This is a genomic window from Oscillibacter sp. KLE 1745, assembly GCF_000469445.2.
In the GTDB taxonomy this organism is placed as follows: domain Bacteria; phylum Bacillota; class Clostridia; order Oscillospirales; family Oscillospiraceae; genus Oscillibacter; species Oscillibacter welbionis.
In genome coordinates, this window is sequence record NZ_KI271698.1 from 50,500 (window position 1) to 71,508 (window position 21,009).

A 21,009-nucleotide genomic window follows, 5' to 3' on the forward strand; every position below is an offset into this window, starting at 1 on the left:
TGCCGCCCTCCTTACTCTGTTGTCTGGCTGCGGTACTCCTTCTCCAGCGCGGTGTACCACCGATTTAGCATGGTTTCCAGGCTGGTTTTCCCGCCTCGGTCTGTAAAAGCAAGGAACTTTTGCATCAGTCTGGGGAATAGATATTTGCCCGCTTCTGTCAGATCCTGATTGAGATAGACCATCCGCAGGATACGGCCCTGTCGATCCAGAGGGTTCTTTTTCAGCAGTTCCTTTTCAAAGCAGAAGCGCAGGAATACTGCATTCTCGTCGTAGAAGTCCTCCACCACAGCCGCGCCAATGCTGGTATATGTGATGTCGTACACCAACCGGCTCCAGTCAAATTTCTCGGCATAGAGCAGTTTCAGCGCCTTCTCCCAATGTTCCTCCGGGATCACCAGCATCCTGTGCTGGGCGGTGCTGGAGTAGCCGCAGCAGACGGGTTCCGGCCGCCCCAGCAGTTCACTCACACTGTCGGCGTAGACGAAGCACAGCTCCTCATCGAACAGGCCACCGATGAAGCTGCCGTTGCAGTACAGCATGAAGTTTTTGGACTTGGCCGGCGAAAAAGAGAGGCTGTATTCCTGTGAATCCAGGCTTTTATGTACCTTGTTCAGAAAGTCTATGGATGTCACGGCCTTACTCCTCAAACTCGCCCTCGATCATCCCGTTCAGATACCGGCCGGGGTCTGCGATGAAATCATCCCATTTGGCCAGAGGGTGGAATTCCTCATGCTCGATATCCAGATACCACAGCTTTTTATCCCTGGGGCTCCACAGCAGCAGATAGTCGCTGTAGTTGTCCATCTGCACCATCAGGGAGAGCAGCTTCTTCCGTTTCCAGGTCAACTCCTGCACATCCATGAAGGAGTAGAGCTCCGCCCACTTCACCCATTCCTGATCCGGGAACTCCAGCCGCAGGGGGCCGGTCTTCAAGTATTCCACCAGCTTGGCGGGCAGCTTGTAGGGCATGAGCTGCCGGATCTTTTCCTGCTCGTTGTGCCATTCTTCCGGCTCCAGGGCCTTCAGGTAGTCGGCCAGCTCCTGATCCTTGTTCTGCACCGCCACGGTGTAAGGCCGGTCGCCGTATTTGTCAGCAATGGTGATGTCGGCTCCTTGCTCAATGAGCCAGCGCACCATGGGAAGATTTTTGTGTCGGACAGCTTCGGTGACAGCGGTGGAGGCGTTCGGAAACACCATGTCCGGCTTGTGGTAATTGATGTCTGCCCCTTTTTCCAGAAGCAGCCGGGCAAGTTTGGTATTGCCATCGGACACAGCGGCCCGGAACGCCTCGCCGCCAAACTTGTCCACTGTGATCCCGGCTTGTTCCAACACCTGGATGTTCTCCGGGCGTTTGCCCCAGCGCACTTCCTGGAAGGCCCGCTCTTTCTGCTTCAGGCTGAGTTTTGCGGCCTGTCCAGCAAAGAGCGCCACCACCTCCGGCCCGCAGCAGCGGGCGGCGGTGAGCAGCAGGGGCTGTTCCTCTGCCAGACTGGGATCAGCTCCATGCTCCAGCAGGAAGTGGATCATAGGCACATCATTCCGAAAAACCGCGATCTCCAATGGCATCAGCTTGATGTATTCGCTGAGCTGGATGGGAACATCCAAATCCAGACCGCCCTGGAGCAACGCCTCCAGCTTGGGAGTATCATGGTCACAGATGGCGGCAGCCGTTTCCGGGAGAGTCTCCCAGCGGCCAATATATGCGATTTGGTACATAAGGTACCTACTTTCGTTGTTGTTTCACTTGATAGGGGACGGTCCGGCCCAACACCCGGCCCTTGCCAACGGCATTGGCTCCCTCATAGATCAAAAATTCCGCATTGTTTTCCAGTGGAGCGTAGTCAATAGTATCTGGATAGAGGGGCTGAGCATTCCCCAAAGCCGTTTCATCAAATGCACAACGCTCCGTTCCATCCAGAAAGCACACACCCAGATATTCAGTGGTTCCTGTGACAACAAAATGGGGACTATACTTTCCACTGACCAGGCTGGGGGGAGCCTTTCTCTTGCCGCCCCAGAAGATGACCTCCACATGGAGCACCGCCCGGTTTTCATCTGTCCCAATCATGCTGTATCACTCCTTTGGCCAGTCCCTCTATTCTCGCTTAATCGCCAAACCGCTTAGCAGCGTCTTTGTAAACCGTAATACTTTCTTCCACTTTCACTTTTTCGCTGCGAATACGGAAGTATTCCCGCAGAATGCGCTTCAGTTCCGGGTTTTCCACCTTGCGGGGCAGCAGACTGATGAACATTTCGTCATAGCTCCCATATAGCGAACCGCCCCGGTTGTAGGTCTGCCATGTCACCGTAGGCTTGCGGCCCTCCGGGTCCTTGGCCAGATCAAAGAGCCACCGTTCATCCAGATCCACATAGCGTTCAATCATAAACCTTGTGTCATAGGTTCCATAGCTATAATAACCCCAGAAAATCAGAGCAATCATTCCATCCGGGCCCAGGCGTTCATAGGTCCAGCCTTCCGGATAACAGCGGTAATGGAGCATTCCCAGCGCATGGAACAAATAGGCTTTTTGCGGCGTATCCAGAAGGGACGAATAGGTCTCATACACCTGCTCCTTGGGCTGGGTGATGATCGCCTTCATAAAGACCGGGATCATCCAGCTGCCGCCATAGCGTTCATTCAGTTCATCGGCCAATGCCTGCAACCGCTCATCCGGATTGCGGATCAGGGAGGCGGTCAGCACCACAGCGGGAATTTTCGCTTTTCCCTTGGGTGTGGCATCCCAAATGCGAAGCCCATCCGTGATCCACCAGGAGGTGCAATCATCATCCGGATAAACAGGCGCGCGTTTCAGCTGGGCGATCCGCTGGATGTTTTCCGCCAGAAAGCGGTAGACCTCCAGCATTTTGGGCGAGGCTTTCCCCAACATCAAATGGAAACAGAAGTTCAGTTGTTCTATATCCAGTGGCTTTGTATCCCCCTCGTCCAGCAGCTGGGAGAGAGTCTTTAAGATGACCGGGGCGATCTGCTCCGATACACAGTCGGAACAGGCATCCGACATGATATTGCTGCCCATCCATTTGCCCTTGACCAGTTTGGCCCACAGTGGGGCAGCAGGGGCATACTCCAGCTGCGCCAAAGCCTTTTGAGCAGCCGTTTTGCATTTGCCCTTTTCTGTATTCACAAGCTGGAAAAGCAGTTCGCCGTTTGCTTCATCCTTGCCCAGCTCCAAAATGGCCTGTTCTCGCTTGACCCCCTTGGGGGGCAGTTGTTCCAAAGTCATCATTCATTTTCTCCTATCCCACAATGGTGGTTTCCTTTACGGCCAGATTGTCATAATCCATAGCGATCAGCTTCCCGGCGGCCTCCGGGGTACACATGAACCAGGTGCTCACGCCCCAGGCGTCCATCCTTGTGACGGTGAAAAAATCGGTTTGGGCAGAAGCAGGTTCTCTTGCATCAATATAGCAGTCGGAGTAGAGATACACCAGCTCCACCTCCCGCTCCGGCAGCCACCTGGCCCGGCGCACGCGGGGCTTCCCATTTTTCAGCGTCCTTTCCCTTGGGTTCTCGAACCACGCCAGTTCCTTGATCTTCAGGCCGGTGAAGGTATCCATGAGCCGCTGAGCGATCTCCCGGTGGGTAAACACCCCGTAGTTCCAGGAGCCCATCAGCCATGTCTGGATAAAGTCGCCCACCTTGCTGCCGGGAGCAGGCGGCCCGTAGACGCTCGCATCCGCCCACATGACCTCCATCGTTTCGCACTGATCCGGCCGGGGACAGGGCTGCTTGTTGCCATAGCGGTACATAATATTCACATAGCCGAAGTCATCGCCAGTTCGGTCATGTCCGACTGCTTCCACTTTATAGGCAGTTATGGACATTGCAGTTCCACCCCCTGGGCCAGTACAAATCCGCACAGCCCAAGGGAAGAGTCGATGGCAAATACCCGGATGTGCTCCCGATCCATGCGCTCCCGCAGTTCCTCGATGCTGCAACAGGCGGGAAAGCCGTAAGAGACGGCCCCGCCCAGCAGGTCTTTGTACTGTTCAAAAAAGCCGTCCACGGTGATCTCATCCATGCCGAAGAGGATGTTGTCCCGGATCACATTCTCAAACCAGTGGGCCAGCAGGCCGGTGAAGTGAACGGATACGTTCTCTCCGGCCTCAGTCCGGGTATCCACATGCAGGATATGTGCTTCAAAGTCAGCGCAATAGCACAGGACCCTGTTGTCGTGCAGATGGTCAAAGGATTGAATCACCATACTCATGCCAGCTCTGCGTCCAAAATCCGGACTTGCTTCCCTTCCTCGTTCACATAGTAAAGGGCGATATAATCAATGCCGTCCCGCCTGACCTGCTCCCAAGGCATCCGCTCACCGTTGATCAGTTCCACGGTATCCGCCCCATCCGGTTCGAAGTCCTCTTTTTCGTCCTCATAGTCAACGCTGTAACCCAGCTCCACCACCAGCTTGGAGGCAGGGATCCCATACCGCTTGAGGGGACGGTGCTCCAGCTTGGATGGATCGTGTACATCGCAGAACAGATTGTTGTAGCCATGCCGCCCACCGTCAAAGATGACGAACTCCTCGCCGCTCTCCGGATCACGGGCTGCCACCAGTCCGGGGACCTCATCCCCATCTACGATATAGGATTGGGGCTCTCCCTTCACCGTGAGCAGATCTCCGCAATACCAAACCTCCAGCAGTTCCTTGCCGGTGGAGGAGCAGAGTGTCACGGTGGGCAGACGCTTCTCCGTCCACTCTTTCACATGGCCTTCCAGCCAGGTGGGATATTTTTCAGGCATCATAGCCATTCTCCTCCTATTTCAATTTCAGCACAAATCCCCAGATACTCACCACGATCAGGAGGACACCCAACAAAAAGAAAACCACCCGCCGGTATCCCCTGCCGTGGCGGTGGGCATCCCGCGTACCGGTGGGGTCGCAGAGCCAGTTCCAGTTGCGGATCGCTCCGATCAAAATCACTGCACCGATGATTACCGAGGCAATATACCAATGCTCCTGTAAAAAAGCCGTAATCTGCCCGCTGTTCATTTACATATAACCCTCTTTCCATCATCGGGAGTTTCCCGCCGGATAATCTCCTCCCGCTCTTTCTGATCTATCTCCAAGGCTTTTTCCTCCTCCAGATATTCCTCGCAGTCCCGGACCAGCTTTTGGGCATTCGGGTCCTCCGGGGCCAGGTCCAGCCAGTGTTTTGCGTATTCATAGGCGGTGGCGGCGGAGGGGTATGCCATCAGACAGGAATAGCCCATCCTAGCGTTCCAGTAGGGGTCGTTCTCCCCCTGGGTGCGGACGGACTCCAACAGGTCAATGGCGTGCCGGATGAGAGCCCCGTCCACTGCACCGTCGGTCTCATGCGCTCTATGATCCCCCAGCACCGCCAGATTGCTGTAAGCCCGGCTCAGCTTGACGGTCAGAAAATAACCCCGCTCCTGCTCCGGGATAGCTTCGATGGCCTCAATACATCGGGAGAACTCGTCCGCATCATTCCACTGTTCAAGCAGCTCCGACAGCTTTGCTGTTTCCGCCTGATTCATGACTTCACCGCCTTTCCCGTATCACCCCTGTATATCCGCACCAATGGGGCCTTTTTTCAGTGTTCCATCCACAGTGACCACATGGCCCCAGAACATATCATCGTCCTCATACCAAGCGGTAAAACGCCCGCCGGGGGAGACCGAAAACTCAGTGAGGATGATGCGCCGGGCGAACTCATCCCCGGTGATGGGATCTTTCTCCGGGTCCCGGTCGGTCTGGTCATTGTCCGCCAGCCATTCGTTGGCCTGAGCGGTAAGCTTCTGGGCAGCCATCGCCCGCAGGGACTTATCCCAGACTTCCTGATCTGCCAGCAGTTTCTTCATCACATTGGTGGCGCGGGTCCAGGACGCTTTCTTTTCAATCTCCACATCCAGCGAGATCTGGACTTCTTTTCCCATCCACCGGCAGGTCCCGGTGAACATACTCATTTCACGATCCAGCGTGAGGGTTCCCAGCACCTCGTCCTCCAGAAGAATGGGCTTTGTGTATTCCGCCCAGAGCTCCTCCAGTGCCGGACAGGGTACGCCTTCCTCCAGTATCTCCGTGACATACCACTGAGGTTCGCTGAGGGCATCGCCTTTCCAGCCGCGGGCTTTGATCCGGTAGATCCGGCCCTTGGCAAACCGCTTGGAATAGCCGCCGGATTCCCGCTCCTTGTCCGTCAGCGGCCAGCTCAGGTAGCATCGGCCGGAGATCACCTGTCCGGTCTGGACATCCGCCATGGCAAGGGCATGGGTATGCGCCGTCCAGAAAGTATCCAGAAAGGTTTTGTCCGCGCTGGTACCGCTCTGGATCAGCACCAGCTTTTCCCCATCTTCCTGGGCGTACAGGGCAATAAAGTCCTTGACCGTTCTCTTTTTCATGACGTTCTCCTTACGCAAATACCTGCTGGTATTTCTCTTTCAGTTCCTTTGGCACCGTCTTGATGACCTTGCTGCCGCCGTTTTCGGAGGACGGGCCCCAGATGGCCCAGAGCAGGCTCTGCCAAGCGATGGCCCGGAATTTCGGGTCCTTGTCCTCTTCCGGCAGGAGATACGCGGAAAAGCGGCGCTTGACTGTCAGCAGCGCATCCAGGCTTTCCGCATTGGCAATCAGGCTGCGGAACTCCTTTGCAGGCTTTAGATTCTGCATGGACAATGCGCCCCGTACCAATACGCCCAGTGTCCATGGTTGGAAACCAAACTTCCGGATCAAGGCATGAAGGAATTTCTCTTGCAGGGAGGAGTGCTCGTCATCGCAGAGATCCAGATACTCCGCCACCAGCGGCGCCCACTGTTCTCCTTCCAGCCCCAGAGCGAACACAGCAAAAGAGCCGGGCATGGCGCAGGCTTCATCCGCGAGGTTTTGGTACCACTCATACTCCCGCATAGCCAGACGAGCGTATCGCTCTATAGCCGGATGCAGATTGGGGTGTTGCACAGCGCAGGCAAAGAGCTGATTGACTCCCTTCTTGGGCAAGCCGGGAATGGGCAGATAGATTTTCTCCTTTCCTCTGCACTCCACCGAGTAACTGCGGGGGAATTCCTCCTGCTCCAGCACCGCGCACAGGTAGTCCAGGATTTCAGCATAGCACTCCTCCGTGGAGTCCCTGGCGGTGATGCGGATGGTGGCAAAGGCGTCATTGGCCGATGCGGTGAAATGCACCGTCTTACGTTGTTGGATGTCCTTTGGCAATTTGCCGCTGCCGTTGGTTTTCAGTTCCTTTACCATGTCGGGACGGATTTGGGAAACCAAGCCGAGAATGTGTTCGGTGGTGAGGGATTCAAAACTCTGCCCATACACGGTATGGCAGACAGCCACATAGCAGGCAAAGCGCAGCAGTCCTTCGTCCACATCCTCCGGACGCAATTCCGGCCGCACTGCGCAGGGCGGAAAGACGGTAAAGCCATCTTCCCGCTCTCCCACAAGGAAGCAGCGTTCCTGCACCTGCTTTTCTATGTACTTCTCCAACTCATAGCGGATCTCTTCCCAGCCCACCAGCCGCCGCATGGCGTCGCAGATGGAAACCGCATCCTCGCAGGGAAATTCCTTCAGCGGCAGCCGGGAAAGATGCCGCTCCAGCAGCTGATTGGGGAGAAAGGGCGTTCCGTTATGATTTCGCACCACGGTCGGGTAGGCGGCGTGATTTTCACGGGCGGCGCCGCTCAGCACATCCTGAATGCAGAGATCCGCTTCCACCAGCACCTCAGGGTCAGTATCCGGCTTATGGATCAGATAATAACGGCCATGCACGCCGTCACGCTTTGGCAAACTCATATAGGTTCTCCCCTCAGGTCTGCTGGTGCTGCATGGATACGATCTGGCAGTCCGGGCAGAACTCCACATAAAGCGCGCCCTCTGCACAGTCAAACACCGTATCCCACTGGATCTGGGCCAGGTACTTCATGGGCTTCCCACAGTGGGGGCAGGTCGTATATTCCGCGTCCTGCACCCAGTTGGCAAAGCCGCCGATGGTGTTCACATCCTCACAGGCCGCGCCGTAAAACAGGGGCACAGGCGCTTTGCCCAGTACAAAGGGATTTTCGGTGAGGGCCTTGTAGTCCTCGGGCCGGACATAGCAGTCCATCTTCTCCGCCCCGTCAAAGAGTTCGGAGGGAAAGACCTCCACGCCGCCATCCAGAGAAAAGCGGTTGAAGGCGGGGCCTTTCAGGAATCCCACGCAGCTGGGGCAGCAGGTGGCGGTCAGGATACCATCCAGCCCCAGGAACCGGAGCCGCTCATCCCTGCCATCCAATACCAGCATGTCCACCATACGCCCGCCGCAGTGGGGACAGGTGTCCTCCCGCGCCCGGCCAATGCGGACGGGAGATTTCTCGCCAGCGGTTCCCTTGACCATAGGATAGCAGGTGTCGAAGTTGAGTTGGATTTTCTGGCCCTCCTTGTTGAAGGTCCAGCCCCCGATCTGCGCATAGCTGGATGGGTCCACATAGAGGCCCTTGCGCCAGGGCCGGGGATTTCGCTCCAGCTCCAGCAGAGTCTCCATTGCCTTGTCATCTCCCTGCATAGCAAGGCAACTCATCAGGTTGGATGCCTCGCTGGAATATTCCGCGGACAACAGCGCATGAATCAGGCCATCCCGCACATCGGCGGGAGCGTGATAATAGATCTCACAGGGCCAGAACACCTCTGCGGCCAGTGCCGCCCGCTGGATCTCCGGGGCGATGGCATCCCGGTCCCCCAGCAGCTGCCAGAAGTCGGTGAACTCCGGGTCCTCCATCTCCGCCAGCCTCTGGATGTTCTGAATGAGATTTTTCTGCTTTTCGCCAATTTGTTCCGGCGTCCAGGCAAGAGCAGCTTGCCGATCCTGCTCGCACTTACATTTCCAGCACAATCCCTCATAGCCCAAAGAGGTCCCACAGCCGGGGCAGGCGTATTTCAGGCTCATATTCGTTGACTCCTTTCCAAAGACAGAAAGACGCCCCGCGACACCCTGTCACTTGGACAGGCTGACGCAGGGCGTGAAAAGGCCGCAAGAAAGAAGCCACATCTACCCCCAGATGTGGTTTCCTCCACAGGCAAAATCCATTTTTTATATAGAATCAAAGTTATCTTTAACTGATTCGTGTGCATCTCCAAAAACTTCCGCCTACATCACGCATGATTCCACGCGTACAGTGTAAGTCGCTTGTTGCTCTCATAGTCATCATGCAGTTGTGTAATTGAAACATGCTTATACTGTTCTATTGATTTGTAAGTGTTAGTCTTATCATATCATATATTTTGTTATACCATAGTTTCCTTAATTTATCAATAAAGCTCTTGCATGCCTGTGATGTTTTTACCCATTTCTGTCAAAGCACTTTAGCAACTTACGTAAATAGAGAATTCCAAAACAGTCTAAAACTACGCCAAAAAGTAGAAATCCCTATATTTTTCAGCAATTTGCAGGAAGGTCCCCACCTATAGTTTTTTACTCTGGGTTGCCCAAGTGGCATAGAGACCGCCTTTCCCCTAAAATGAACAGTTCATAAAGAGGTAATACTATGGCGGTATTTCGCATTAAGAAACCACGAGACTACACGGTGATGTCCAACCATCACCCCCGTAATACTGGGTTATCGCTGAAATCCAAAGGGCTGCTCTCCACGATGCTGTCTTTGCCGGAGGACTGGAACTACACCACCAGAGGCCTTGTAAAAATCTGCAAGGAGGACACGGGGACAGCATCGGATCCTCCCTAAAGAAGCTGGAACATGCCGGTTACACAGTTAGTAATCGACTCCGAGGCAGCAAGGGCAAGATCGTAGATATGGCGTATGTTATCTACGAGACACCCCATCCTATGGACACGGACCAACCGTGTGAGGACGAGTCAGATACGTCTTGTTCAGATACAGAAAACCCGGATATAAATAACCCATGTCTGGAAAACCGGCCGCAATTAAATAAAAAGGAAAAGAACCCCTGAAGAACAAAATACTGATTCAAAAAGTACGGAAGGATCAAATCATATCCAATCAAGCCCCCCGTAGGGGCTAAGCGAACCGGACGGGACTAGATGCGAAAGCGAGAGCTTATTTTGGAGAACATCGAGTATGACACTCGTATAGAACGAGCGCATGGGCCTGGGCCATGACCGTCTGGATGAGCTGGTGGAGCTCATGCTGGATACTGTCTGTTCCCGCAGGGAGACGATCCGCATTGCCGGAGACGGCTATCCGGCTGAGGTGGTCAAATCCCGGTTTCTGGAACTGAACAGTTCTCACATTGAGTATGCACTGTACCGCATGCAGGACAACACCACCTATATCCGCAACATCAAGAAATAGCTACTTGCTGCCCTATATAACGCCCCGGCCACCATTGACAGCTAACTATGCATCCCTAGTGAACTACGACCTATACGGAGCAAAAAATAGATGGCAGCTCGTTGAGCTGCCATTCCTGCTGGAGGTATTGAGGTTCATATTTAACAGCAAATTAAATGCTGACAAACAGAAAAATTGATGCTTTACTCTGCGTTGCTGTACTACATCTCGCATGAGAGCGAGGTACGAGCTGATAAATCCGGCAAAGGCACTTCGTGCTTCCAGATGTGAACCCGTAGTTGCCATAAAGCATCACCCCCTTCCCAGTTGAAGCTAATCATAACATATCTTGTTCATTTATTTCAATTTAATAGGAAGTGATATATGCAGGAAGAAAGCCCCCAACGTACTGTTTCCATCTGTATACTAGCCACCAAGCTATCCGGCAGGAGACGCTGCACAGACAATAAAAAAAGCACTGAACGAGAAGGTGAAGGGTATAGCTGGCCACAAGGTCAAGCTGCACCACGGCAAATAGGTCCTCCAGCAGCTTGTGAAGCGCATCATCGGCGACACGCTGAATAAAGCAAGGCAAATCTAGGAGTATATGAAGTTCCATCCCGACGAAACGAATTACTCTACCATCGCTAAGGGCACTAAAGTGACTAAGCACACCGTGGCTAAGCACTTTGAAATGATCCAAAAGATGCTGAAAATAGACGGGTAGCAGTCCGTGGACTACTACCCGTCTGCGTTTTTTATAATTCCTCCAGACCAACTCTACGAAGCAGGTCATAGATGGGAAATAGCTTTGATTCTGGAGGTACAAACACAAGGAGACCATCTCGACCTCTGGTCAACAACACCCGATAGCTATTAACACGATAGCGGTTGTCATTGCTATCTGCCGACTGCATTGGGCGATAGAGATTCCACGCGTTTCCATTCCAAATCATATCTGGGCCCCAGCACAAAATCGGGAGATCCACCTCTAAACCCTGGCAGCTGAACTCGGTCACTACCTGGCGAAAACTACAGCAGGATTTTGGACTTTCAGGCGGATCATTATACCATGCAGCAATATCCATGTTGCGCATGCTGGTAGCCTCATAGCTATTATCTACACCATGGTGTCTCATCAGTGCGGGATCTGCTTTCGAGGAGACTAGAAGTCCATATCGCTTCGATGTTTGCCCCTTATAGCGAGTCGTACAATACGCCTTTGCCGCATCCAGATCCTGTGTCATCAGCATCGTATAGCCCGCAGATTTCAAAGATGGAACAAGCGATTTTGCCTGGTTGATCTCACCCGAAATCAAATGGTTTATAAAGGTACTGGCGTCTTGAGCCAAATGGTTACGTAGGGATATGTTGAGGTCCAATTGGTCCCGCGCATGAAAGCGACACATCGTCTGCAGAGGTTCAAAGGAGACGGTCAGCTTTGAGGGTGCAACAATTTCCCATGCCCGTTTTGACCGTGAAATGGCGGTCACCCACTGGTCGACTCCTGCGGATTCACCCTTGTAGATTTCTTGCCCCTCCCCGATGAGCACAAGAAGGACACACCATGGGAGCCGTGCCTCTGCCAGTTGGAGCATTAATTCTGCCTCGGAACATTGGCGGCCAGGGTTCCGCTGGGCCATGCGTTCCTGTGTCCAAGCCCGCTGCCCCTCATCAAACACAATGATGTTTTGGTGAAAATCCTTGGCCTGATAGCGGACAAACTCATCGATCTGTTTATGGAGATCCTTCACAAACACATGACTCCCCAAAGCAGATGAGAGAACTTTCACCAAAGGGCCGTTGCCTGACAGATACACAGAATGCACTTGCTTTTCGGCTTGGAAGGATTCATAGACATACTGTAGACCCAAGTAAGTTTTCCCGGCGCCAGGCACACCCGTGACAAAGGCGAGCATATGCTTGCCCTTCTTGTGCGCATAGGTAGCAATACCAGTAAGGCATTGCAATGCCTGCGGAATTCCCGCACTGTCAGCGCTGCGGATATGAGGGAGTGCCTCCTTGCGCATGATCCTTTGGGCGGCCTCCACGATGGTGGGAAGGGGCTCATAGCGGGAGGACATCCAGGCGGCGGCATCACAGGCTGTTGTGTCCTCCCGCAATGTGTCGAGTAGGGCTTCTTGCAGGCAATCCCCAGAAGTGACAAGGACAGAACCTCTGGACTCTAATGTATGCTTCATACGGGTAACTACCAGCAAAGGAGTCACTTTGCGGTTTCTGGATTCAAAGTGATATTCCTGGAGATCCCGAGCATAGGCAGCCACCTGGTCCACATCGGCTCTGAGCACACGGCATTTCATTTTGAACTCCAAAATCACGACCTGTTCTTTGCTGAGGAGGATCACATCCGGGCGACGCCCTGCTTCATAAGGAAGTTCGTATTCGAAGATTATGATGAGCTCCGGATGCTGCGCTTGAATGGCCGGTAGCGTATGTAGGAGCACATCGTAACAGTCTGCCCAAGCAGCAATCTGTTCTTGATGGAGAGGGCGCCCCGACTCCCGAGCCTCCATTCGGGCCAACCATTCTTCTTTTCCGGTGCTGAGGAAGGTATCCAGTGAGGATGCGAAGCTACAACGTGGATGATCCAGACGCATAAGAACAACCTCCCTCAAACAGTTTTATATAATTGCTGCACGCAGTTTTTGAACGTCCTTGGGGTCATTGACAATGTGCATCTTCTTGTGGCAGTTGGGGCAGAGTGCAGCAGTATTGCTAGTGGTATCTGCCCCGCCCTGCGAGAGCCACTCAATATGATGGCTTTCTAGGTAAGGGCGCCCCTTCTGGTCACAAAATGGGGCTGGCTGGCCACAGAGCTGACAGATGCCCTTGGCTCTACGCTTGGCATACTCTGCAACATAGGGGTTCCGAACATAGACAGAGGAAGTTACATCCCGTTGGGCAGCCTTTTGTTTTTCAGTGTCGTTCAAGTGGCGAGCAAGGGCTTCATCAGAAAGCCTTTCTGCTCGCTTTTGCTGGGCTTTCGTATAGAACTGATACGCTGCAGAGTCGACCGAGATCGGGAACGCAGGTTTTACTGGAAACATCCAAACCTTGCGCATCACCCCGTCCTCATCGGCCTGATCTTCCTGATATGGCTTGCCGGCAAGGGATACAACACCGTGGTAAATATACTGTGTCGGGTGCAGCACCTCAAAGAGGTGCACTTCGACTCCATTGTGATCCGACTCGTTCAAAGTACGATTATTTTTTGTTAAGGTCTGATCTCCACGCTTGCCCTCTCCAGTATAGTGAAGAGTGTCTCCGTACCACTTGTCATCATAAAGCGCCTTTGTATGGTCCGAGATGATAATGAGGGTATTAGTTCGCTTAGAGCGGCGCATACCACCCATATTGCCACACTGAAAGGCAGTACAAATTTCCGGGTGGGTTACGGTGGAACCCACTACAAATGGTGGCCGAAAACTCATCGCAATACCTCCAAAAGTTTTTGAGAGATCAGATAGTCCGCCGGAAGCTGGTCGTGGTCTAACAACTTTGAAAGCGGAACCCACTCCATCTGATCATGGACGGTCAACTGGATTTTCCCTTCATACCGATTGACACGATAAGCATGCAAATGAATTGTTTTGGAACCCGTCTCAAAAGTGCTCTCCGCCATCTTTTCACCAATTTCTGCGTCAATGCAAAGTTCCTCATTTAATTCACGACGCAGACACTGTTCACCGGACTCGCCAGGCTCTATTTTTCCTCCAGGATACTCCCAACCGCCAGCAGCACTTTGGCCTGGGGCACGGCGCATAAGCAAAATACAACGATCTTTCACGAAGATGCCCGCAGTTACTTCCATGATGAATTCCTTTCTACAGAAGGATAATATTGTACCAGATTTGGGTATATTTTCAATGGCTGTCTAACATATGGTGAATACCTATTTTTATCAGTTACCGGCAAAGGAAAAGTGCTGGAATGAACCTGCCCCTTGTATTCCACAAGATTGCTGCACAGGGGTACTTGTGGTATGATGACACTAGAAAGCAAGGAGGTGCTGTCATGCCCCTGCAGATTGTACGAAACGATATTGCCACCATGAAGGTGGATGTTATCGTCAACGCCGCCAACGAGAGCTTGCTGGGCGACGGAGGTGTGGACGGCGCCATCCATCCTGCCCCCGGGCCGGAGTTGATGGTTGAATGCCGCACCCTGGGCGGCTGCAAAACAGGACAGGCCAAGACCACGAAGGGCTACCGCTTACAGGCAAAGTTTGTCATTCACACCGTTGGCCCCATCTGGCGGGGCGGCAACCATGGAGAACGGGAACTGCTGGTATCAGCCTACCGCGCTCTCTGGAACTAGCCCTGAGCAACCGTTGTGAAACGGTGGCTTTTCCTCTGATCTTCTCCGGGGTGCATGACTATCCTAAGGATCAGGCGTTGAAGGTAGCGGTGGATACCATCGGTGATTTCCTTCTGGCCCACGATATGACGGTGTATCTGGTGATCTTCGACTGAGCCGCCTATACCATCGGTGGAAAACTCTTTGCTGACATCGCATCCTACATTGACGATTGCTACGTGGCCGCCCATACCGACAGCAGGGAGACTCAGCGCCGCCGGATGGCCATGGCCTCCATGCCTACCGCCATGGCCTATTACCCCTGGATGAAGCACGGGAGATGCTGGGGAAAGCCGGCTTTGCTTTCTCCCATGCCAGCAAATTTGATATCATTGTGGAGTATCTCATTACCACCGGAACTACAACATCTTTGAGATCAACGAGGCTCTCTTCGCCTTTGACCAGAGTCTGCTGGGCGAGTATTGGCGAGGAGGGCAGAGACATAAACAAGAAGGAGATTTACGCTCTTCTCAGCGCCACAAACATCTGGCATGAGGTAACGGGGCACAAAGGTGTTTACAATATGGCAGAGGTGGCGGAGATCCACCTGCCCTACCCGAAGGCCGACGCCAAGAATCTCTTCATCCGGGACGACAAAAAGCGCAATTTCTTCGGTCTTTGATATAGACCTTCTCGCCATTTATGTTTTTTCGCACAGTAAAAACTGTATTTTCCTAAAAAGAAAATACGGCTATGGTGTTTGTCAAAAACCGTAACATAGATTTCATTAGTTGGTTCGTTGACACCTACCTTATCACGAATTCGACGGCGAGCCGCAATTATCCTCGGCTTCTCAGTCAACAAGATTATACTTTTTGGCATGAGTGTTGCAAAAGTATCTCTGGAAATACGCTGAACTTTACCAGTTCCATCAAGCAAGCAAAAATATCCATCTAAAATAAAGTTCTGGCCAGTCGCCTTACGTTCAGCCACAGCCTGAAGAAGATACGGTTGGTTGTCTTCAATATCTGGAATAAGCTTATTTTGTGAGAATTCGATCTGCTTTTTTGTGCAATCAATTCACTGGTGGAGTAGCATTCTATACCGGTAGCTTCTTTGGCGAGTCTACAAAAATGTAATTTTCTGACTCCATGGACACCACTCAAAAAAATCATAATTGCCCCCCGAAAGAAATGCTATAACTCTGGTTCTGTCGCACTGTCCAAAAGAATTTGTGAAGCGACTGGCATTACCCCGGCCGCACGGAAAGATGGCTCAATGCAATGGTGGACTGTCCTGTATACGGGCCGTGATGCCGAGCAAGATGAAGAGGGCAGCTTTATATGGAAACTTAGAGATGAGCTTTCCTCCGTCCTCGATAAAGCAGATTTAAGCGGAATTGAATTGTATGTGAATACAGCTTCCGGTGAGGCTGATCGCAGATATTGGTGGCTAAATGCAAATCCGAAGATCTGGAGCTTTTCTGACATTGCTGTTGGTGAGGTTCAATCCTATACGCTCTACAATGAAAACGGGAATAAACGCCGCATCTTCCAAAACTTCCTTGATGCAAAAGCTGGTGATATGATCATAGGATATGAATCCAATCCAGTAAAGCAGATTGTAGCAATCGGTCGTATCAGCGCAGAACAAGATGGTGAGAAGCTGTTCTTCGAAAAAGTTGAAGGACTACTTCACCTATCGACTATGAGACACTAAAAGGATGCCCAGAACTGGAGCGTATGGAGTATTTTCAGAATCTACAGGGCAGTCTATTTAAACTTACCAGAGGCGAATACGATTTTATCCTCGATATAATCCGTGAAGAGAATCCTGTGATCGATGAGACTTCTATTGATACATATACCAAGGATGATTTCCTCAATGAGGTCTATATGGCTGAAAAACGCTACCAGAGTCTTGTGGCCGTTCTACGAAGCAAGAAGAATATCATTCTATAGGGCGCTCCCGGTGTTGGTAAGACATTCGCCGCAAGACGTCTAGCATAGTCCGTGATGGGTGAAAAAGACGATGGCTGTATTGAGTTCGTGCAATTCCATCAGAATTATTCTTATGCTACCATCCTATCAAGAAGTGGAAGTTTTTTCAAGCTAGGAAGTACATAATCATGAAAGAATCGATCCACAAAAACTACGACGACCCGCCGCTGTTTCTCAATGCAAAAATGGCGGCACAGGTTCTGGGAGTGTCGGTGTCCAGCGGATATGAGCTGATGCACGATCGGACTTTCCCACACTGCGGGTGGGCAGCCGCATGGTGGTTCCCAAGGAGCAATTCATCCAATGGGTAATCGCCCACGCGAAAGGAGGTGGCAGCTGATGCTCTGCTTCCCCTGTCAGCGTGACTCCAGATCCTTCCGCTTCCCAACCAGATCTGGAAGTACCATTTCAAGTACCCGGCCTTCTCCGTGCTGGCCTATCTCCACTACTGGTGTCATCGATCCCATTCTGGCAGAGCTGATGCAGCAAGGCCTCATCACACCGGACCTCATCCCGGTAAGTACCAACGAAAAGTTTTTCTCTCTGCCGGATGAAGTCTTCCACCTGAACCTTGGATGCGCTGCCATCGCCATCTATGCCTTCCTGCTCTATCGGGAGAACCGGAAGACCTATCAGTGTACGCTCAGCTATAAGACCATCGGACAAGCCATCGGTGCCAGCAACAACACCGTGCGCAAGTACGTGCTGGAGCTGGAGGCGGCCGGGCTCATCGCCACTAACCGCACCGTGGTGCTGGACGCCAACGGAAAAGAGCGCAACGGCAGTCTCCGCTACACCATCCTTCCGGTGCAAAATGCGGTGGAGCTGTATCACCAGCGGCAGCTGGCGGCACTGGATGCTGCCGCGGAACAACAGAAGGTGAAAAAACGCCTGTCCGCTTCCGCCCCGAAAGGAGGTGCTGCCCTATGACCATCCTGGCAGATCTGCTGGATCAGATCCTGGAGCAAGACCCCCATGCATCGGCAGAGTACTTCCTGGTGGCCAGGCAGTACATCCAGACCCAGTGGCAGGCTCTCCACGGGACGCCTATGCCGGAGGAAGCATTGACGCTGTACATGGCCGATCCGTCCTGCGGCGATCTCACGGAGGAACAAAAGGCCCTCGCGCACAGATGCCTGGGAGAGGTGCGCGGCAGCTTCCAGCGCACCATCTGGAATGTGATGCTGTGCGACCAGATGCTGAAAGACGACATCATCCGAAACCCCCGGGAGTTCCGCAGCCTGAATCGGCGGCGGTATGCCGGAGGCGGTGCGCCGGAGACGCGTTGTGAGCCCTTGTGTGCGCCTGGACAGGACAACCCCCCAGCACCAGAAGTACATCCCGAAGGCGTGTGACGGGGCTGTGCGGGAGAGCGGGACCATTTTCTGTGATCCCTCTCTCCCCCCTCGAAATCAGGCCATTTTGGGGCCTTTTCACCCAGCCGAAAATAAGGACAAGATAAAGGGGCGTGCACCTAAAAGGTACCGTTTCGCCCCAAAAACACCGGACCCGCAATGCGGGCCGGGGTACCACTGACCGCGGCGGTTTTGGCGGTTTGGTACCAAACAGGGTGCTCTTCATTTGAACAAATCGGGAAACGGCAGAGGATTGAGGGCCGTTTCCAACGTGATCCGAATTGGTACCGGAAGGAGGACCGGAAATGTTAGAAAAACGGGTAAAATCAGGGCTTGCGGTAACCCCGCGGCACCTGAAACTATGCGACGACAATCTGCGGCGTGCCGGCGTCGGCTCCCGCAATGACTTCGTGGAGCAGGCCATTGAGTTCTACTGCTCCCATCTGATGTCTCGGGAACTCTCCATGTTGGGTGGAAGAAGCCAAGTGCCCATGGAGCGGTTCGAGTCACTGTGCAGATCTCTGGGCACAGGGCAGTACAAACTGTCGGTGGAAATCGCCACCATGGCGCGCATCCTGGCGCGGATAGCGCAGGTGCCGGACAGCGAGATCCGCGCCATCCAGACGGACTGTGCTCAGGAAGTCAAGCGTCTGGGCTGCGCTCCCACATTCCTGCAAAGCTCCCGCTGGGAGCGGGACGGTCTCACGGCGGACGACAGCGCGCGCTTCTTTCTGGACGAGGGCCCGGAGGACGACGATCTCACGTAAAAGCAAATGATAACTTTCTCTTAACTCCGCCGCGTCTCTCTGGCTATTCCGCACACAAGTCGGTATTGTGTGTTGCAAAAGAAGGAGGCGGCACACATGAACGACTACATGAGAGCACTGCACCAGCGGTTCTTCCAAGAGCCTGACTGCACAGAGATCCGCCGGGAGCTGGAAACGCTGCGTCTCACGCTGCGGGACAAGCTGGACCGACAGGACCGGGAGACGCTGCTGAAACTGACGGACCTGGCCATCGAGCTGCGGGAGGACGTCTCCCTGGCGTCTTTCACCGCCGGGTTCCAGCTAGCACTGGGGATCGCCGGAGAGCTGACGCCATACTCGTTCGAAGACGATGAAGAGGAACGGGCACTGCGCCGACAGGAACAGGAAGAGCGATGAGCGTGCGTCGCTATATCAAAGAAAAGGAACCCGAGGAGCAGGAGGTGAACGAGTATGAGTAAACGGAGACCATCCGGGGATGGTATGGTCCGCAAACGAGAGGACGGACGCTGGGAGGGCCGCATCGTGGTGGGCCACAAGCAAAACGGCGAGCCCATCTTCCGGTACGTGCTGGCCAGGACGCAAAAGGAACTGCTGGCCAAGCTCCACCGTGACATGGACCTCTATCAGGACGCGCAGCTCACCGAGGACAGCCGCATGACCCTGGGCGAGTATCTGGACCGCTGGATGGAGGAATACGGTGCCGTCACCCTGCGCCCCAACACCCTGCGCAGCTACGAGCAATACATCCGGTGCTATGTGAAGCCCTACTTAGGCGGCAAGATCATCTCCCGCATCACCTGTCTGGATATCCAGAAGCTGTACCAGAAGCTGAAGAAAGAAGGACGGGTCCACGACCACCCGGAGTACGGATACGAGCTGTCGGACACCATGGTGCTCCGCATACACGCCATGCTCCACCGGTGTCTCAAAGACGCGGAACGGGACCACATCATCCCCTACAATCCCACAGACGGGACCAAGCTGCCTAAGAACAGCTACAAACTCAAGCAGGTCCTGGATCGGGAGCAGATGGACGCCTTCCTGGCGGCAGTGGACAAGAACGAGACCTGGCGGGACTTCTTCTACGCGGAGCTGACCACCAGTCTGCACCGGGGGTGAGATCTGCGGCCTCATGTGGAAGGACTTCGATGCAAGTACCGGAACGCTGAAGATCCTCCGCTCTGTGAATGCCCCCAAGCGAGGGGAGCTGGAGATCGGCAAAACCAAAACGGAACGGGGCAGGCGCGCTATCCGTCTCCCGCCCAGCACCATCCAGCGTCTGAAGGAGCGGAAGAAACATGCCATCAGCCAGTGGATCTTTCCGGATCCTCTGGCACCGGAGAAACCGGTGCGGCCAAGCGCCGCCTACTACTGGATGAAGGTACTGCTGAAAGAGGCGGGACTGCCGCACATCCACTTCCATGATTTACGCCATACTTTCGCCACCATGGCTCTTGAAAACGGAATGGACACCAAAATCCTCTCCGCTATGCTGGGCCATGTGTCGGCAGCGACCACGCTGGATATCTACACCCACATCACCGGAGATATGCTCAGTGAGGCCGCGGCTAAGATTGACCGTGGGCTGAGCAATGAAGTGGCGGAGGACACTTCGGAGGTAACACAGAACCCCCTTGCCGACTTCCAACCAGTCATGCGACGCCCCCGAAAGCCCGGAACCGGCTGCATCAACGAACTCAATGACCACCTCTTCGAGGGCCGCTATTCCCCCACCTGGCCGGAGGATGGCACAAAGCATTCCAAAGGCGTCTACGCCCACACCCGCGAGGAATGCGAGGAAAAGCTGAAGGTACTGATCCAACAGATGAATGCAAAGCAGGAGGCTATCCAGGACCGGATGAGAGGAATCCCATCGCCTGAGAAACTCACCAAGAAGCAGCGGCAGATCTGGGAATACATGAACTTCCACTCCGACGAGACAAATTACAGCGTGATTGCCAGGGGTGCAACGGTGACCCGGCATACGGTGACCAAGTGGTATGAGATGATCCAGGGGACGGTAACTTATGCAGTGTAAAATGACAAAAGTGGTTTATCCCATATTATGTTACAAACCACTTTTATCTTCCAAACAGCCGGTTTACTTAGGTCAGTATATCGTCCGGTGGGAAATCCAGAATTTCGATATTTCCAACATTGATGATACCACTATCATCTAACACCACATCGGATGTCTGGACGAATAATGTTCTCTCCATTCTATTTCTACTTAGAATTGATGATATCCGCCACTCGCCAAGGTTACAAATACACTAAATACAATATTGTATTTAGTGTAT

Annotated in this window: 22 protein-coding genes and 3 pseudogenes; 10 read left to right on the forward strand and 15 right to left on the reverse strand. The window is 53.4% G+C overall.

Annotated features, from left to right (window positions below; genetic code table 11):
* Positions 1–11 precede the first annotated feature (11 nt).
* The 12 genes from HMPREF1546_RS04595 to HMPREF1546_RS04650 are packed head-to-tail and all read right to left on the reverse strand — an operon-like array spanning position 12 to position 8,907.
* Positions 12–632: a hypothetical protein gene (locus tag HMPREF1546_RS04595; RefSeq protein ID WP_036629437.1), complete on the reverse strand. Its 621-nt coding sequence runs from the start codon at positions 630–632 to the stop codon at positions 12–14.
* Positions 633–636: 4 nt separating this feature from the next.
* Positions 637–1,716, reverse strand: coding sequence for an ankyrin repeat domain-containing protein (locus tag HMPREF1546_RS04600; RefSeq protein WP_021747690.1), 1,080 nt, complete (start codon positions 1,714–1,716; stop codon positions 637–639).
* Between the two features lie 7 nt (positions 1,717–1,723).
* On the reverse strand, positions 1,724–2,068 hold the full coding sequence (locus HMPREF1546_RS04605; protein ID WP_021747691.1) for a hypothetical protein: 345 nt from the start codon (positions 2,066–2,068) through the stop codon (positions 1,724–1,726).
* Positions 2,069–2,105: 37 nt separating this feature from the next.
* Positions 2,106–3,245, reverse strand: coding sequence for a hypothetical protein (locus tag HMPREF1546_RS04610; RefSeq protein WP_021747692.1), 1,140 nt, complete (start codon positions 3,243–3,245; stop codon positions 2,106–2,108).
* Between the two features lie 10 nt (positions 3,246–3,255).
* Positions 3,256–3,843, reverse strand: coding sequence for a hypothetical protein (locus HMPREF1546_RS04615; RefSeq protein ID WP_021747693.1), 588 nt, complete (start codon positions 3,841–3,843; stop codon positions 3,256–3,258).
* Positions 3,834–4,229: a hypothetical protein gene (locus HMPREF1546_RS04620; protein WP_021747694.1), complete on the reverse strand. Its 396-nt coding sequence runs from the start codon at positions 4,227–4,229 to the stop codon at positions 3,834–3,836. Before HMPREF1546_RS04620 ends, HMPREF1546_RS04615 begins: the two co-directional genes overlap by 10 nt.
* A complete protein-coding gene (locus HMPREF1546_RS04625; RefSeq protein WP_025543908.1) occupies positions 4,226–4,768 on the reverse strand; it encodes a hypothetical protein in 543 nt (180 codons plus the stop codon). Before HMPREF1546_RS04625 ends, HMPREF1546_RS04620 begins: the two co-directional genes overlap by 4 nt.
* Before the next feature lie 13 nt (positions 4,769–4,781).
* Positions 4,782–5,015, reverse strand: a complete 234-nt coding sequence (locus HMPREF1546_RS04630; protein ID WP_021747696.1) for an Imm17 family immunity protein — start codon at positions 5,013–5,015, stop codon at positions 4,782–4,784.
* On the reverse strand, positions 5,012–5,521 hold the full coding sequence (locus HMPREF1546_RS04635) for a hypothetical protein (RefSeq protein WP_021747697.1): 510 nt from the start codon (positions 5,519–5,521) through the stop codon (positions 5,012–5,014). Before HMPREF1546_RS04635 ends, HMPREF1546_RS04630 begins: the two co-directional genes overlap by 4 nt.
* A 21-nt stretch (positions 5,522–5,542) precedes the next feature.
* A complete protein-coding gene (locus tag HMPREF1546_RS04640; RefSeq protein WP_025543907.1) occupies positions 5,543–6,385 on the reverse strand; it encodes a DUF2262 domain-containing protein in 843 nt (280 codons plus the stop codon).
* Positions 6,386–6,395: 10 nt separating this feature from the next.
* Positions 6,396–7,778: a DUF6138 family protein gene (locus tag HMPREF1546_RS04645; protein ID WP_021747699.1), complete on the reverse strand. Its 1,383-nt coding sequence runs from the start codon at positions 7,776–7,778 to the stop codon at positions 6,396–6,398.
* A gap of 13 nt (positions 7,779–7,791) precedes the next feature.
* Positions 7,792–8,907, reverse strand: coding sequence for a hypothetical protein (locus tag HMPREF1546_RS04650; protein ID WP_021747700.1), 1,116 nt, complete (start codon positions 8,905–8,907; stop codon positions 7,792–7,794).
* A 598-nt stretch (positions 8,908–9,505) separates the two neighbouring features.
* Here HMPREF1546_RS04650 and HMPREF1546_RS04655 point away from each other — a divergent pair.
* Positions 9,506–10,376, forward strand: a pseudogene (locus HMPREF1546_RS04655) (DUF6017 domain-containing protein); the annotation flags it as partial.
* 652 nt (positions 10,377–11,028) lie between these two features.
* Here HMPREF1546_RS04655 and HMPREF1546_RS04660 read toward each other — a convergent pair.
* The 3 genes from HMPREF1546_RS04660 to HMPREF1546_RS04670 are packed head-to-tail and all read right to left on the reverse strand — an operon-like array spanning position 11,029 to position 14,102.
* Positions 11,029–12,888 carry a DNA/RNA helicase domain-containing protein gene (locus tag HMPREF1546_RS04660; RefSeq protein WP_036629455.1) on the reverse strand — a complete coding sequence of 620 codons (1,860 nt, stop codon included), beginning with the start codon at positions 12,886–12,888 and terminating at the stop codon, positions 11,029–11,031.
* A 24-nt stretch (positions 12,889–12,912) separates the two neighbouring features.
* Positions 12,913–13,722, reverse strand: coding sequence for an HNH endonuclease (locus HMPREF1546_RS04665; protein ID WP_036629438.1), 810 nt, complete (start codon positions 13,720–13,722; stop codon positions 12,913–12,915).
* Positions 13,719–14,102, reverse strand: coding sequence for a (deoxy)nucleoside triphosphate pyrophosphohydrolase (locus HMPREF1546_RS04670; RefSeq protein WP_021747709.1), 384 nt, complete (start codon positions 14,100–14,102; stop codon positions 13,719–13,721). Before HMPREF1546_RS04670 ends, HMPREF1546_RS04665 begins: the two co-directional genes overlap by 4 nt.
* Before the next feature lie 203 nt (positions 14,103–14,305).
* Between HMPREF1546_RS04670 and HMPREF1546_RS18155 the strand changes: the two are divergent.
* The 9 genes and pseudogenes from HMPREF1546_RS18155 to HMPREF1546_RS19535 all read left to right on the forward strand — a co-directional run.
* Positions 14,306–15,064, forward strand: a pseudogene (locus HMPREF1546_RS18155) (macro domain-containing protein); the annotation flags it as partial.
* 801 nt (positions 15,065–15,865) lie between these two features.
* Positions 15,866–16,306: an EVE domain-containing protein gene (locus HMPREF1546_RS19860; RefSeq protein ID WP_021747713.1), complete on the forward strand. Its 441-nt coding sequence runs from the start codon at positions 15,866–15,868 to the stop codon at positions 16,304–16,306.
* A gap of 409 nt (positions 16,307–16,715) precedes the next feature.
* Positions 16,716–16,927, forward strand: a pseudogene (locus HMPREF1546_RS04690) (helix-turn-helix transcriptional regulator).
* A gap of 140 nt (positions 16,928–17,067) precedes the next feature.
* Positions 17,068–17,517: a helix-turn-helix domain-containing protein gene (locus HMPREF1546_RS04695; protein ID WP_021747717.1), complete on the forward strand. Its 450-nt coding sequence runs from the start codon at positions 17,068–17,070 to the stop codon at positions 17,515–17,517.
* The gene (locus tag HMPREF1546_RS04700) at positions 17,514–17,942 is read left to right on the forward strand and encodes a hypothetical protein (RefSeq protein WP_021747718.1); all 429 of its coding nucleotides are present in this window, start codon (positions 17,514–17,516) and stop codon (positions 17,940–17,942) included. Before HMPREF1546_RS04695 ends, HMPREF1546_RS04700 begins: the two co-directional genes overlap by 4 nt.
* A gap of 305 nt (positions 17,943–18,247) precedes the next feature.
* Positions 18,248–18,709: a hypothetical protein gene (locus HMPREF1546_RS04705; RefSeq protein ID WP_021747719.1), complete on the forward strand. Its 462-nt coding sequence runs from the start codon at positions 18,248–18,250 to the stop codon at positions 18,707–18,709.
* 96 nt (positions 18,710–18,805) lie between these two features.
* Complete coding sequence (locus HMPREF1546_RS04710) at positions 18,806–19,105, forward strand: DUF6809 family protein (protein ID WP_025544325.1); 300 nt, start codon at positions 18,806–18,808, stop codon at positions 19,103–19,105.
* Between the two features lie 54 nt (positions 19,106–19,159).
* A complete protein-coding gene (gene xerC, locus HMPREF1546_RS19530; RefSeq protein WP_301546133.1) occupies positions 19,160–19,828 on the forward strand; it encodes a tyrosine recombinase XerC in 669 nt (222 codons plus the stop codon).
* A gap of 13 nt (positions 19,829–19,841) precedes the next feature.
* Positions 19,842–20,747: a site-specific integrase gene (locus tag HMPREF1546_RS19535; protein WP_021747722.1), complete on the forward strand. Its 906-nt coding sequence runs from the start codon at positions 19,842–19,844 to the stop codon at positions 20,745–20,747.
* The last annotated feature ends 262 nt before the right edge of the window (positions 20,748–21,009 follow it).

What these genes read in the sequence shown, in the direction of transcription:
- HMPREF1546_RS04620 (WP_021747694.1), bottom strand. Translation starts at nt 4,229, where the DNA reads ATGAGTATGGTGATTCAATCCTTTGACCATCTGCACGACAACAGGGTC.
- HMPREF1546_RS04600 (WP_021747690.1), bottom strand. Translation starts at nt 1,716, where the DNA reads ATGTACCAAATCGCATATATTGGCCGCTGGGAGACTCTCCCGGAAACG.
- HMPREF1546_RS04665 (WP_036629438.1), bottom strand. Translation starts at nt 13,722, where the DNA reads ATGAGTTTTCGGCCACCATTTGTAGTGGGTTCCACCGTAACCCACCCG.
- HMPREF1546_RS04710 (WP_025544325.1), top strand. Translation starts at nt 18,806, where the DNA reads ATGAACGACTACATGAGAGCACTGCACCAGCGGTTCTTCCAAGAGCCT.
- HMPREF1546_RS04670 (WP_021747709.1), bottom strand. Translation starts at nt 14,102, where the DNA reads ATGGAAGTAACTGCGGGCATCTTCGTGAAAGATCGTTGTATTTTGCTT.
- HMPREF1546_RS04700 (WP_021747718.1), top strand. Translation starts at nt 17,514, where the DNA reads ATGACCATCCTGGCAGATCTGCTGGATCAGATCCTGGAGCAAGACCCC.
- HMPREF1546_RS04630 (WP_021747696.1), bottom strand. Translation starts at nt 5,015, where the DNA reads ATGAACAGCGGGCAGATTACGGCTTTTTTACAGGAGCATTGGTATATT.
- HMPREF1546_RS04695 (WP_021747717.1), top strand. Translation starts at nt 17,068, where the DNA reads ATGCAGCAAGGCCTCATCACACCGGACCTCATCCCGGTAAGTACCAAC.
- HMPREF1546_RS04610 (WP_021747692.1), bottom strand. Translation starts at nt 3,245, where the DNA reads ATGATGACTTTGGAACAACTGCCCCCCAAGGGGGTCAAGCGAGAACAG.
- HMPREF1546_RS04615 (WP_021747693.1), bottom strand. Translation starts at nt 3,843, where the DNA reads ATGTCCATAACTGCCTATAAAGTGGAAGCAGTCGGACATGACCGAACT.
- HMPREF1546_RS04625 (WP_025543908.1), bottom strand. Translation starts at nt 4,768, where the DNA reads ATGATGCCTGAAAAATATCCCACCTGGCTGGAAGGCCATGTGAAAGAG.
- HMPREF1546_RS19535 (WP_021747722.1), top strand. Translation starts at nt 19,842, where the DNA reads ATGTGGAAGGACTTCGATGCAAGTACCGGAACGCTGAAGATCCTCCGC.
- HMPREF1546_RS04650 (WP_021747700.1), bottom strand. Translation starts at nt 8,907, where the DNA reads ATGAGCCTGAAATACGCCTGCCCCGGCTGTGGGACCTCTTTGGGCTAT.
- HMPREF1546_RS04645 (WP_021747699.1), bottom strand. Translation starts at nt 7,778, where the DNA reads ATGAGTTTGCCAAAGCGTGACGGCGTGCATGGCCGTTATTATCTGATC.
- HMPREF1546_RS04605 (WP_021747691.1), bottom strand. Translation starts at nt 2,068, where the DNA reads ATGATTGGGACAGATGAAAACCGGGCGGTGCTCCATGTGGAGGTCATC.
- HMPREF1546_RS04705 (WP_021747719.1), top strand. Translation starts at nt 18,248, where the DNA reads ATGTTAGAAAAACGGGTAAAATCAGGGCTTGCGGTAACCCCGCGGCAC.
- HMPREF1546_RS04640 (WP_025543907.1), bottom strand. Translation starts at nt 6,385, where the DNA reads ATGAAAAAGAGAACGGTCAAGGACTTTATTGCCCTGTACGCCCAGGAA.
- HMPREF1546_RS04660 (WP_036629455.1), bottom strand. Translation starts at nt 12,888, where the DNA reads ATGCGTCTGGATCATCCACGTTGTAGCTTCGCATCCTCACTGGATACC.
- HMPREF1546_RS19860 (WP_021747713.1), top strand. Translation starts at nt 15,866, where the DNA reads ATGCAATGGTGGACTGTCCTGTATACGGGCCGTGATGCCGAGCAAGAT.
- xerC (WP_301546133.1), top strand. Translation starts at nt 19,160, where the DNA reads ATGAGTAAACGGAGACCATCCGGGGATGGTATGGTCCGCAAACGAGAG.
- HMPREF1546_RS04635 (WP_021747697.1), bottom strand. Translation starts at nt 5,521, where the DNA reads ATGAATCAGGCGGAAACAGCAAAGCTGTCGGAGCTGCTTGAACAGTGG.